The following is a 12,959-nucleotide window of genomic DNA, read 5'->3' as shown; positions in this document are numbered from 1 at the left end:
ATGAAAAGAGGATTTGAAAATACATGAAGAGAATTGTAATAATTATATGAGTCGTATATGTAAATAACAATAGAAAGAAGATGATAATATGAGTAAAGAAGAGCTTGTGAAAAAACAGTTTGGCAGTAATGCAGATAAATATGTAAATAGTAAAGTACATGCTAAAGGACTGGATTTACAATATGTAGTTCAACAAGTTGAGTCTCGTCATAATAATCGTCTTCTTGATGTTGCTACTGGTGGTGGACATGTGGCAAATATGTTAGCACCTATGTTTGAAGAAGTAGTTGCACTTGATTTAACAGAACAGATGTTAGAAAAAGCAAAAGTTTTTATAAAGCAGAATGGGCATGAAAATGTATCTTTTGTAGCAGGAAACGCAGAGGATTTACCATTTGCAGACCATTTTTTTGATACAATCACATGCCGGATTGCAGCCCATCATTTTACGAATCCGGCTCAATTTATTTATGAAGTAAATCGTACATTGAAGGATAATGGATTATTCATCTTAATAGATAATGTTTCGCCAGAAAATAATGAATATGATACATTTTATAATTTTATAGAAAAAAAGCGAGACCCAAGTCATGAACGAGCTCTAAAAAAGACAGAATGGCTTACTTTATTAGAAAAAAACGGTTTGCAAATGCAGTCATGTCTTACTTTTGATAAGAAATTTGATTTTGACTGGTGGTGTAATATGATGGATGTCCCTTTACAAAAGCGTGAAAAATTAACAGAATGTATGATGAAAGCACCAAACGAAATGAAGGGATATTTTAATATTCAATTTAAAAATAATAAAGTAGAGTCGTTCTATACTGAAATGGCTATGTTTATATGTAAAAAAAGTACAACATTAAAAAGATAAATGTGTTGCAGTCTTTCTGAAGTACGATATACTTAGTACAGAGAAACTGAGAATTGAGGAATAGATATAATGATTCGTGTACGCATTGAAGGTACTGAGGAAGAAATGCTTGAATTTATGGAGAAAATGCCGGACATTCCTGGATTTGAAAAGACACATTTGAGAGAGCCGAGAAAAGGAAATAACCCGAAATACGATTCAAGTAAAAATGTACTTGCATATTTGTCTTATAAAAAGATTGAAGTCGCCAATAAATAGGCGGCTTTTTTAGTTTGCGCTGTTTCACCGCCTTGTCTTTTTCACATAATAATAATAGTAGATTATGCTTAAGAGGGGTGAGAATAGTTAATAAGAAAATTATCTTTTTTGGAGACTTTGGTATTGATGACGCCGTAGCGTTAATTTATGCAAATAAAACATGTAAATTAGATATTCTAGGTATTGTTGCTGAGTACGGGAATGTATCACGAGATATCGTTACGGAAAATGTTTATTTTTTAGAAAGGTACTATGCTACACAAGTGAAAATTATTGAAGGTGCGAGTAGACCGATGACAGCTGAAGAGCCTTTGTTTTTCCCTGAAATCCACGGGGATCACGGTTTAGGTCCTATTATTCCACCTGAGATGAGAATTTGTAAACGAGAAAATTTTTGTGAATTAATCAAATTAATCGAACCTTGTCCAGAAGATATTATAATTGTGGCGACAGGGAGACTAACGACGCTTGCTACGTTATTTTTATTGTATCCAAATATAATGGATCGTATTTGTTCGTATTATATAATGGGCGGCGCTTTCCTATTTCCAGGTAATGTTACACCAGTATCTGAAGCGAATTTTTATGGTGATCCAATTGCAGCAAATATTGTTATGAAATATGCGAAAAACGCTAGCATATACCCGTTAAATGTAACACAGGGCGCGCTTATTACGCCTGAAATGGCGAATATAATAGATAAACAAGGAACTGGACAGGCGAAACTCATTAAACCAATGATTGATTTTTATTATGAGAATTTCTATAAAAAAGAATATCCGGGTATTGGTGGAAGTCCTATACACGATTTACTACCGTTTATCTCGTTTATAAATGACAGTATTTTCGAATATAAAAAATCGGCAGTGTGGATTAGTACGACAAATGATGTGACTAGGGGCCAAAGTGTAGCAGACTTTAGAAAAATAGCTGAGCCAACAAGGTTTGATGATCGGCCGATTCAAAGAATTGCTGTTGGTTTTAACTATGCAGCTTTTAAAGAAGAGTTTATGCGAACAATATTGAAGCCAGATTGTTCTTAATGTGTGTAATAACAAGTCGGATAAATCGTTAGTTCAAAAAAAGGTTTAATCTGTGTGTATTATTCTCAAAAATCTTAAAGTTGAACAACATGAATAACTTATGAAAAATGTCACATAACTAATGGTAAGCAATTGTTTCTAATTATATTTTGATTGGTGAAATGTAAAGGAGGTTATTATATGATTTGGTCTTTAATCGTCGGTGGTATATTAGGATGGCTTGCGAGCTTAATTACTGGAAAGGACGTACCTGGTGGTGTAATTGGTAATATTATTGCTGGTATTATCGGTTCTTGGGTTGGTTCGAAATTACTTGGTAGTTTTGGTCCAGTCATTGGCGGATATGCAATTATTCCAGCTTTAATCGGTGCGATCATTTTAATTTTCATCGTAAGCTTCTTATTACGAGCAATGCGAAAATGAATGTAAGGACTGTTTACATTTGTAAGCAGTCCTTTTTATATGTTATGCTAGTATTATACAATCAGGAGGTGTCAGCATTGAAATCATTTACAGTAAATTTCCATCAAGAAGATAATGCAAAAGCGACAACAGTACATAAATTAAGTGAAGAGGACTTCAATAAAGCAACTGAAAAAGGTACTCGTCATTTATTTGATTTAGATACAAACGTTGGCTTCTTCGTATTCTTTGATGCAGAAGATGCAGAAGGAAATGATCAATACTTAATGTTACAATATGAAGGGGATCATGAAGAACCAACTGCATGCTACGGATTTGATTTAAAACTATACTATCAATTTTTAGCACTATACTTAAACGATCTTGAATTCCAAGGCGAAACAGATGAGGAAGAGGAAGAATACGGTCCAATTCATCATTTAGCGCATTTACTTTATCATATTGTTGAAGATGGTAAATCAATTGAAGTGTAATATACATATTTGAAGCTGCTCTTTTTGGGCAGCTTTTTTATATGACATTGAAATGGTGTACTGTAAGCTAAATAAGGTGAAATTTTAATCAGTGGGGGTTTTGTTCATTCCCACTGATTATCAGCCCTCACCAATTTAGCTTTTACGGGCAGCAGGGCCCCCACCTAACTTCTTTGTTTCCGCTGAATTTTGAGGTGGGGATCTTACTGCCCAGCAAATAGCGGGATAAATTAATAATAGAAATTTATTTATTACTTTCATGTTAGCGTCGTAAAACACCTGTTATAATGATTGTAATTAAATTCTTGGAGGCTAATTCTATGCTTGTAGATGTAAAAGCTTTTATTAAAGCTGCAGGTTTAACATGTATTTCATCATTAAGTGGAGATAACACGTTTGCTTATAATTTTGAAACAGTAAAAAACACTATCGCTACATTTTTTAAGAAGCTAAGATTTACCGTTTAATTTCATTTCAACCAGTAGGAAAAGAGTAATCACTTCCTACTGGTTTTTTTGTTTCAAGGAGCTGTTGTGACAGCATGTTTTAAGTTATAGATAGAGGATATTATCATCGAGAAGAGAAGGTTTAAAGAAGGAGATGAATACGATGATTAACAATATAATTCCAAGTTTTTTTTAATTATGGGAAAGTGACGATTTAGAATTAGAAGTCCTTAATTAATACTATACTTCGCATCCGGTTGATTATTGAAATGAATAAAATACAATAGGGGGTAAAAATGATGAAAGTATATTTCAAAATAGTTATGTTATTTCTTGCTTTTACATGCACATTTGCATTAGCAGCATGTAAAGGGACAGACGAAAAAAAGGAAGCAAATCCAGCCTCGGAAAATCATAAAAATGAACAAAGTAATTCTTCAGAAGAAAAGAAAAATCTTGAAGCAAAACCAAGTAATGAAAAAACAACAAAACCATCAGCTGAGCAAGATTCGAAAGATAGAACACTTAATCAAAAATCAATTAACCACGTTAAAGATTTGTTTGAACTAGCAAAAGAAGGAAAGGTACCTAATGTGCCATTTGGAGCCCATACAGGGGATATTGAAGAAATTGAAAAAGCGTGGGGGAAAGCAAATAAAACCGAATATGCAGGGAATGGAATGTACGCAACTTTTACAAATAAAAATGTTGTTTTCGGATTTAATAAAGGGTCACAAGTTTTTGATGTACGCTCATATCATGCAGAACTAAAATTGATTACATTACAAGAAATTGAAAAAGCATTAGGAAAACCATCTTCAGTTAAAGAGAATGGTGAAGATAAAATATATGTATACAAAGTAAATAACCAGTATGAATTGAAATTTGTCATTCCAAAATCGACTGGTAAGGTCGATCATATTTCCGTATTTTCGCCAGAGGATAGTATTAATAAAATGGCAGGATAAGAAATTAAGTGATTTCAAAAACACCTCACTTTCTTGAAGTGAGGTGTTTTTAGTTGTAAACAAGGAACGTCTCCTGTCATATAAAACATACTTTCATATGCGAAATACTTCACTTTTATTTTTTAGCATTTATCCAATAAGAAATGTTGATCTACTGAAAAAGTAGTAACCTATAAATTATGTGTAGGATGGTTCACGATTTTTTTACGTTCCAAACTTTGAACAAATAGCGCTTGAACAATACCTCCAACTAATAAGAAGCTAGCACAAATATAAAACAGCATACTTCCATTTAACTTACTTAATATAACTGCACCAATAACTGGTCCACACGTTCGAGATATATCCCAGTGTATACCGTAAATTGAAAAATATAAACCACGTTTATCATGAGGTGCAATTTCTGAAACGAATCGTAATAAATGGTTTAGAGCAATACTTTCTCCAATGACTAAAAAGAGTAAGGTGAAGAATAACGACAATATCGTCGTTGAATAACTAAAGCCAACTGCAGCTATTGTATAGCAGGCGTAAGAAATAAGGATGATTTTCGCCATAGAAAATCGTTCAGACCATTTTACGAGGAAGATTTGTAGAATGATTTCCAAAATGGCTTTGCATGTTGAAATAAATGCGAGTATGAATACGAGATTAGGAAATACATGTTCTGCAAAAATACGATAATTCGTCTCAGTTTGTGCATAAAAAAAGCTAATAGGAAGTGTAGAAACCATAAGACCGAATATGGCGTAATGTTTAAAAACAAATTGCTTTGGTGAACTTGCCTCAACTGTTTGTTTCGACTTACTTATAGGTGGAACAGTTTCTGGGAGCTGGGTCCAAACAACAACAGCATATATCGTAAGAGTTACACTTTGCACGATAAATAAATATTCTGGGTGAGTATTATAAAAACTTGCACCGATTAAAGGGCCGACTACGGATCCGATTGCTCCCATCGTTTGTAGGAGAGCAAAAATCTCTGCTTGCTGCTCTTGTTTTGTTAAATCAGCAATTTGTGCACGCTGAGCTGGAATGTATAAGGAACGGCCAATACCATTAATAACATATAACAGTGCAAATATAAAAACGGATTGAGCGAAAACGAAACTACCGATTGCAACACCTTGTAGTAATAATCCGAGTAACATAATCTTTTTTCGGCCATATTTATCAGTAATTCCTCCAGCAATAAGTGTAAATAAAATGTCTGAAAGTGGCTGCAGTCCGAAAATCAGCATAGTTATTATTACATTGCCGTTTAACATTTTATTGACGTAAATAATCATAATGAGAGCTAACATAGATTCAGTCGTTCGGGTTAATAATTCACCGCACAGTCTAATGAAAATAGGTTTATTGTAACGAAGTAAGAGATAATTCAATATTAATTCCTCCTTTCTATATTGAAATGATAAGATGAAAGGAGAGTTGGAAAAAGGGTAGAAACAATAGGGAGTATTTTTCACCTTTTAGGGGGAGTATGATGTTTATTTTAGATCAATACATTGAACTATGGATTGCTTATGGAAAAGGGAAAAAAGAGGGAGAACGATTGGAAGTAACAGTGCAAAATATATCTAGAACACTATTTTGTACAGAGCGTAATAGTAAATTAATTATAAAAAAATTAGATGAGTTAAATTGGATTAAGTGGTTTCCAGGTCGCGGCAGAGGAAATCGTTCTAAGTTAATATTTCAAAAGCACCCGATGTCTTTAATTTTAGATAGAGGAAAAGAAATAACGAAAAAAGGGGATGTGAAAAGCGGAAGCATATTTGTGGAACGCTATAGCTCACATTTTCCATCGGTAAAGGGAGAATATCACTCCTGGGTGGATTCAATATTTGGTCATAAGGTTGAAATGACATCTGAAGGGAGAAGAGATGTACTCCGGTTGCAAGTACAAATGAATTTAGATATCACATTAGATCCTGTATACGCTACAATGCGTTCAGAATGCCATATGGTAAAACATATATTCGACACACTCGTGTATGTAGACGGTAATACAAACATTATAGAGCCAAGACTTGCATTTCACTGGGAATATAATGACGCTGAAAAAATATGGACGTTTTACTTACGAAAAGGAGTTCACTTTCATAATGGAAAACAACTTACTGCACATGATGTTATATACTCGTTGAATCGATTTATGAAGCTGGAAAATAATGCACACGCATGGATGTTACAACACGTTGAAAATATCCGTTCAGTGGATGACTACGTTTTCGAAATTCAATTACATACGGAAAATCGAATGTTTTTACATATGCTAAGTGCAGAACAGTGTTCTATCGTGAATGAAGATGAAGCAGGAGGGTTAATTGGAACAGGGCCTTTTCAATTATATAAAAGTAATGAAAATCTGTTCATTTTAGAAGGACATCCTTTATATTTTCGTGAAAGACCTTTTTTAGATCGTATTGAGTTGTGGAATGTAGAACAAGGTGTAAGTACATACGATGTTTTAGTAAAGGCGCAGTATAAAGATAAAGAAAAACATAATAAAGAATTGTCCCGGCTTGAGTCGAACGTGACATATATAACATGTAATCTTACGAAAGAAGGACCAATGCAAGATGCGTTATTTCGGAAAGCGTTATATCAAATCATTCATGGTTATACAATCGTTCAAGAACTCGGCGGAGAACGTGGAGAAGTGGCAAAGAAACTAATATTAGCAGGTGAAAGCATTGTAGAGATTGAGGAAGATGTAGAAAGTTTAATTAAAAGGAGTACTTATCATAGTGAAGTGCTACAACTCTACACATTTACAGGACGAGATCATGTTGAAGATGCACAATGGATACAAAAAGAGTGTGCGAAGTACGGGATTCGTGTAGAAAATAATTTTCTTGAGATAGAAGAGCTATTGGAAGTAAGTACGATACAAAAGGCCGATATGATGCATGATAGTGCCACAATAAGTGAACGAATAGAAGATAGTTTATTATATATGTTTCTTACAAAAAATAGTTTTATTCATGGACAAAGTAGCATGGACTTTCATGAAAAGTTGTCTCCTTATTTTAGACAAGAAGAATTAGAGAAAAGAGTTACACTGTTACGCGATATCGAGGATACTTTGTTACGTCAAATTCATATTATTCCTTTATATCGTAATAAACAAGAGGTAAGTACACATGAAAAAGTTCAAAATATAATGATTAATTCACAAGGTTGGATTGATTTTTATAATATTTGGTTTAAATCTTGATATATAAGGGCTTTTGCACATTTTCATAAGATGTGTAAGAGCCTTTTTATATGTGAGAATAGGTTTGTTTTACACATTGTTACGCTACTTGTGATAAAAGTCTATTTACAGCGTAACAGTGTTATGTTACATTGTTATCAGGAAGGAGTGTTATACAGTTGAGTACAGATTTAATTTCAAAAAAAGATTTATTAGAACTAACTGGTATTTCATACGGACAGTTATATAGGTGGAAAAGAAAAAATTTAATTCCGGAAGATTGGTTTGTACGAAAATCAACGTTTACAGGTCAAGAGACATTTTTTCCGAAAGAAAAGATATTAGAGCGTATCGATAAAATCCAAACGATGAAAGAGGATTTATCACTTGATGAACTAGCGAACATGTTTTCACCGAGTGTGAGAGAAATTCTTTTAACAAAGGAAGAGATTTTACGCAAGGGGATTGCATCAGAACCAGTTTTACAATTTTTCATAGAACAAACGAATAAAACAGCAGAGTTTCAATTTGTAGACATTCTTTATGTGTACATGTTAGAAGAATTACTACAATCAGGAGAGATTAGTTTAGAAGAAGGAAAAATGGTCTTGCAAGTTTTACGTGAAAATTATGAAGCAATGAAACATAAAACTTGTGACTTAATCATTGTCCGAAAGTTAGGTATTTCTACATGTTTATTAGTTTCAAACGTGGACGATTTAATTTTTGAAAAAGGCACCAAAATCGTTTTACGCGAAGCGATTATGAAATATACCGAAGCATTAAAAACTAAATTGTTGTAGTGGAGGAGAAAGTATGCGTACAGATAATTTGATTATAAATGGTTACGGTTCATCGAATGGTGGCGAGTTTCATAAAGTGCAATTAAACGGAAAAGGAACTGTGAATGGAAATGTTGAATGTGAGCAATTTGAATGTAACGGTTACGGTGCAGTTACTGGCGATTTGAAAAGTAGCAGTGCACGAATTAGCGGATCTGGTAAAGTTGATGGCACAGTTCATGCTGAAACGATGCGAATTGATGGAAAAGCAACAATTACGCAAAATGTAAAAGCAAACAGTTTGAAAATTGCAGGAAAAGGTACGATAGGTGGAAATGTCACTGGTGAAGAATTTAAAGTCAATGGTCAAGCTACAATTGACGGTAATTGTGAAGTGGATACTTTTTCTTCAGAAGGACAATTTACAATCGGTGGTTTATTAAGCGCAGATGAAATTAATATAAATATTCACGGTACATGTCGAGCGAAAGAAATTGGTGGTCAAACGATTAAAGTAAGACATAGATCAGGTACATTTAGTAGGCTATTTAAAACAGTATTTGGCTTGCAGTTAGAAGCTGAACTATTAGAAGGTGACAATATCGATATTGATTATGCTCACATAAGAACGGTAAGAGGAAACAATGTTACAGTAGGAGCAAACTGTGAGATTGAACTGATTGAATATACCGGTGTTCTTACTGTTGATAAAAATGCAAATGTAAAAGAAATTAAGCAAGTTTAACGGAAGGGAGAAATCAATATGGAACATCCACATAGTCTCACAGTAAATGGTTCTGGTAATTCAGCAGGCGGAGATTATAATAAAGTGAAGATTCGCGGTGAAGGAACAATTACGAATGATATGAGTTGCAATGAGTTTAAAACGTACGGAACGAGTGATGTACGCGGTAATGTGAAAGTGAAAAATTATGTCGTATATGGAGATAACGAAGTACAAGGAAATGTAGATGCGGAATATGTAAAAGTATATGGTAATACACAAATTCATGGTGATGCTCATATTGAAAAAACAAAAGTTAGAGGTATGATAGATATTGCAGGAAAGTTTTCAGGTGATTTCGTAGATGTAAAAGGTGCTTTAAATGTAAAAGGAGATATTGAAGTAGAAGATTTATCATTAACTGGTGGTCTTGAAAGTGATGGATTACTTAATGCTGAAAATATTCAAATCTCACTTCGTTATGAAGGCAGTAAGGTAAGAGAAATTGGTGGTAAAAAGATTACTGTTCGTAAAAAAGCGAGATTTATTCCTTTTACTAGTCATGCTGGAAACCTCCAAACTTCGATTGTTGAAGGAGATGATATCTATTTAGAACATACGATTGCTGAAGTTGTAAGAGGCAACAACGTCACAATTGGTCCTGGATGTGAAATTAGTGTTGTAGAATATCATACTAGTTTTAATCAAAAAGGTAATGCAGTCGTAAAAGAACATAAACAAATATAAGTAGTATGAGGGAGAGCAAGAGATATGGTTGAGAAGAATAATAAGCTCGGCTTTGTTGTGGCGGGCTTATTGCTAGGTATTTTAATGGCATCGATGGATAATACCATTGTCGTAACGGCGATGGGAACAATCGTTGGTGACTTAGGAGGCCTCGAAAACTTTGTATGGGTCGTTTCTGCCTATATGGTCGCAGAAATGGCAGGCATGCCGATTTTCGGTAAGCTATCAGATATGTATGGTAGAAAGAGATTCTTTATTTTCGGTTTAATTGTCTTTATGATTGGTTCGGCACTTTGTGGTACTGCTGAAAATATTACACAGTTAGGTATTTATCGTGCCATTCAAGGTATTGGCGGCGGGGCATTAGTGCCAATCGCGTTTACTATCGTTTTTGATATTTTCCCACCTGAAAAACGCGGGAAAATGGGTGGTTTATTCGGAGCGGTATTTGGATTATCTAGTATTTTCGGGCCATTACTTGGCGCATATATTACCGACTACATTAGCTGGCACTGGGTATTTTATATTAACTTACCACTTGGCATTTTAGCACTTATTTTTATTACATTCTTTTATAAAGAATCACGCGTTCATAGGAAGCAAAAGATTGATTGGTTTGGTGCAATTACTTTAGTTGGTGCAGTAGTTTCTTTAATGTTTGCGCTTGAACTAGGCGGACAAAAATATGATTGGGATTCTAGCTTTATTTTAAGCTTATTTGGTGGATTCGCTATTTTAATCATCGCATTCATTTTTATTGAACGAAAAGTAGAAGAACCAATTATTTCATTTGAGATGTTTAAGCAGCGCTTATTCGGAATGAGTACAATTATTGCTTTATGTTACGGTGCTGCATTTATGTCAGCAACTGTGTACATTCCGTTATTTATTCAAGGTGTATACGGTGGTACCGCAACAAACTCAGGATTATTACTTTTACCGATGATGTTAGGATCAGTCGTAACAGCGCAGTTAGGCGGATTTTTAACAACTAAACTTAGCTACCGAAACATTATGATTATTTCTGCGGTTATTATGCTAATTGGACTATTCTTATTAAGCACGTTAACACCAGAAACAAGTCGTGTATTATTAACAGTTTATATGATTATTATCGGATTTGGAGTCGGTTTCTCATTCTCTGTACTAAGTATGGCAGCTATTCACAACTTCGGTATGGAACAGCGCGGGTCTGCGACTTCAACGAGTAACTTCATTCGTTCGTTAGGAATGACACTAGGCATTACAATCTTCGGAATGATCCAAAGAACAGGTTTCCAAGATCAATTAGAAGAAGCATTTAAAGGGAGGAGCGGGGGAATGAATACAAACGCTTTAGGGGATTCAAGAGCTATTCTATCAGAATCGGCAAGATCTCAAATCCCTCCGCAAATATTAGATAAGATTATTGACGCTCTTTCTAGTTCAATTGTTCAAACATTCATGTGGGCATTGGTACCAGCTGGATTAGCATTCATATTTATTTTCTTTATGGGAAATGAGCGCATGGTAATTAAGAAACAACAAACGAATAAAAAGAGTGAAACATCAAAAGCGTAATGAAAAAGCTCCTTTCTAATTGGAAAGGAGCTTTTTCGTATGTACGGATTTAGATTAGCCTTCGATAATTTCGTATTCTTCGTCTGCTAATAGTAAAATTTGTGTTTTCTTACCTTTGTTTTGAACTTCGATTACATCGTAAGCACCTAAGTCTCTTACTTTGCTTTGAGAAGCGTTAACCATAACTTCAATAGAATCAATTAAGATATCTTCTTCAATGTATGATTCAGGCAATGCCATATCTTCAGTATCTAATACACATGCGTATAGATTTTGTAAGTTTTCAGCAGTTGGGTTTTGTTCCTCAACATCAATGATGTTTTTTACTGCTTCCATATTTTCCTCTTTTGCTTGGTATACTTTAATTTTAGCCATTGTTTTAATCTCCTTTATAACGTAATCGTAGAGGCTACACCTTATTATAACGTTTTTTTCATGAAAGATGAAATTGTTATATGTATTTATAGTAAAATTTATGTGTCCTTACTCAAAAATGGTGTGATTTCCATATAAATGTACGATTAGGTAACGATATTGCTACGTTAACGTTATATTGTCCAAGCTTTTCTTATTTTCTTCTCATATATATGTAGTAGCAATTCTATATAGAGAAGGGATGGAGTGTAAGTGGGGTGTGAACCGAAACGTGATTGTGGGTGTTGCCAAAATAGTATATGTGAGTTTTTACAGAGTCTAGAACCGTATACAAAAGTTGAAAGTATCATAATAGCAGGAAACGAAATTGCTGTATCTTATTTTCTTTCATTTAATAAGAAAACAGGTATCGTATCATTCGTACAAGAAGACAATGAGGTTATATTTGTCGATTGTTCAAAGATTGATGCAATTCGAATAGGGAAAGTATGTAGTTGCAAAACAAAAGTTAAATATATTGAAGAGGACTTTAGCTTGCTAGGAAATGTTTGCCCGCATTGTTTAACGGAGGGGAGTACAATCTTTTTCGATTTTAACAATCCTGAATTAAATGTGTCTTTCCAAGCAACAACAATTAATCCACCTAGATGTACTGAATTTACAGATGATCTCGGGAATGTAGTAAAGCAAATTACTATAGTAGGTGAGGCGAAAGTTTCTAGAGATTTTGTTCAAGTACCTGAACTGGTAGGTTTTCGATTACTTTTATCACATCTAGCTGGAGACTCTTTAAACTACGGATTATTATTTATTAATTTTCCTGATACGATTTTTATTTTTATATTGGCATCAAGCGGATACCTTTCCATTTCGAACTGTTTAAAAATAGAGGGCGGAACTGGTGATGCCGAAATAGAAGAGATGAAAAAAATGATAGAGGATGACGTTAACACGTACAAATCAGTTGTTAAATTGACTAAAGTATATAAGAACGGTGAGACGGAATCTTTTATTTATAAAAATGAGTTATAACACATGTATTTAAATGCACCCTCAAACTATTGTTGAGGGTTGTTACATAATT

The 12,959-nt window shown here is 34.0% G+C and carries 15 protein-coding genes; 13 read left to right on the top strand and 2 right to left on the bottom strand.

What is annotated here, in order from left to right:
- Nucleotides 1-88: 88 nt before the first annotated feature.
- The 7 genes from BLT20_RS11415 (at nt 89) to BLT20_RS11385 (ending at nt 4,485) form a co-directional block, all read left to right on the top strand.
- Nucleotides 89-874, top strand: a complete 786-nt coding sequence (locus BLT20_RS11415; RefSeq protein ID WP_000031317.1) for a class I SAM-dependent methyltransferase — start codon at nt 89-91, stop codon at nt 872-874.
- Between the two features lie 69 nt (nt 875-943).
- A complete protein-coding gene (locus BLT20_RS11410) occupies nt 944-1,132 on the top strand; it encodes a DUF3970 family protein (protein ID WP_000621878.1) in 189 nt (62 codons plus the stop codon).
- Nucleotides 1,133-1,209: 77 nt separating this feature from the next.
- On the top strand, nt 1,210-2,175 hold the full coding sequence (locus tag BLT20_RS11405) for a nucleoside hydrolase (protein ID WP_001223682.1): 966 nt from the start codon (nt 1,210-1,212) through the stop codon (nt 2,173-2,175).
- A 180-nt stretch (nt 2,176-2,355) separates the two neighbouring features.
- The gene (locus tag BLT20_RS11400; RefSeq protein ID WP_000638306.1) at nt 2,356-2,598 is read left to right on the top strand and encodes a GlsB/YeaQ/YmgE family stress response membrane protein; all 243 of its coding nucleotides are present in this window, start codon (nt 2,356-2,358) and stop codon (nt 2,596-2,598) included.
- Between the two features lie 77 nt (nt 2,599-2,675).
- Nucleotides 2,676-3,071: a hypothetical protein gene (locus BLT20_RS11395; RefSeq protein WP_000834883.1), complete on the top strand. Its 396-nt coding sequence runs from the start codon at nt 2,676-2,678 to the stop codon at nt 3,069-3,071.
- 320 nt (nt 3,072-3,391) lie between these two features.
- Nucleotides 3,392-3,538, top strand: a complete 147-nt coding sequence (locus BLT20_RS11390; RefSeq protein WP_000959548.1) for a hypothetical protein — start codon at nt 3,392-3,394, stop codon at nt 3,536-3,538.
- Between the two features lie 275 nt (nt 3,539-3,813).
- Nucleotides 3,814-4,485 (top strand): YjgB family protein, encoded by a 672-nt coding sequence (locus BLT20_RS11385; protein ID WP_002025942.1) that lies wholly within the window; start codon nt 3,814-3,816, stop codon nt 4,483-4,485.
- Between the two features lie 170 nt (nt 4,486-4,655).
- Here BLT20_RS11385 and BLT20_RS11380 read toward each other — a convergent pair whose 3' ends face one another.
- Nucleotides 4,656-5,870 carry an MDR family MFS transporter gene (locus BLT20_RS11380; RefSeq protein WP_001108464.1) on the bottom strand — a complete coding sequence of 405 codons (1,215 nt, stop codon included), beginning with the start codon at nt 5,868-5,870 and terminating at the stop codon, nt 4,656-4,658.
- A 101-nt stretch (nt 5,871-5,971) separates the two neighbouring features.
- Between BLT20_RS11380 and BLT20_RS11375 the strand changes: the two genes are divergently transcribed.
- The 5 genes from BLT20_RS11375 to BLT20_RS11355 all read left to right on the top strand — a co-directional run bounded on the left by BLT20_RS11375 (nt 5,972) and on the right by BLT20_RS11355 (nt 11,500).
- Nucleotides 5,972-7,708: an ABC transporter substrate-binding protein gene (locus tag BLT20_RS11375; RefSeq protein WP_000470209.1), complete on the top strand. Its 1,737-nt coding sequence runs from the start codon at nt 5,972-5,974 to the stop codon at nt 7,706-7,708.
- 158 nt (nt 7,709-7,866) lie between these two features.
- A complete protein-coding gene (locus BLT20_RS11370; protein WP_000102257.1) occupies nt 7,867-8,490 on the top strand; it encodes a YhbD family protein in 624 nt (207 codons plus the stop codon).
- Nucleotides 8,491-8,503: 13 nt separating this feature from the next.
- On the top strand, nt 8,504-9,214 hold the full coding sequence (locus tag BLT20_RS11365) for a bactofilin family protein (protein WP_001258384.1): 711 nt from the start codon (nt 8,504-8,506) through the stop codon (nt 9,212-9,214).
- An 18-nt stretch (nt 9,215-9,232) separates the two neighbouring features.
- Nucleotides 9,233-9,940 carry a hypothetical protein gene (locus BLT20_RS11360; protein WP_000400906.1) on the top strand — a complete coding sequence of 236 codons (708 nt, stop codon included), beginning with the start codon at nt 9,233-9,235 and terminating at the stop codon, nt 9,938-9,940.
- 24 nt (nt 9,941-9,964) lie between these two features.
- Nucleotides 9,965-11,500, top strand: a complete 1,536-nt coding sequence (locus BLT20_RS11355) for an MDR family MFS transporter (protein WP_000229621.1) — start codon at nt 9,965-9,967, stop codon at nt 11,498-11,500.
- Nucleotides 11,501-11,554: 54 nt separating this feature from the next.
- Here the strand turns inward: BLT20_RS11355 and BLT20_RS11350 are convergent, their stop codons facing one another.
- Nucleotides 11,555-11,875, bottom strand: a complete 321-nt coding sequence (locus BLT20_RS11350) for a hypothetical protein (protein ID WP_001062733.1) — start codon at nt 11,873-11,875, stop codon at nt 11,555-11,557.
- Between the two features lie 252 nt (nt 11,876-12,127).
- On the opposite strand from BLT20_RS11350, the gene BLT20_RS11345 reads away from it, so the two are divergent.
- Entirely contained in the window at nt 12,128-12,907 is a 780-nt protein-coding gene (locus BLT20_RS11345; RefSeq protein ID WP_000501708.1) for a BC_2878 family exosporium-associated protein, read from the top strand.
- Nucleotides 12,908-12,959: the final 52 nt, after the last annotated feature.

It is taken from the genome of Bacillus sp. cl96, assembly GCF_900100505.1.
GTDB lineage: Bacteria > Bacillota > Bacilli > Bacillales > Bacillaceae_G > Bacillus_A > Bacillus_A cereus.
Note: the sequence above shows the minus strand (reverse complement) of the source record. Positions and strands in the feature narration are given on the sequence as shown.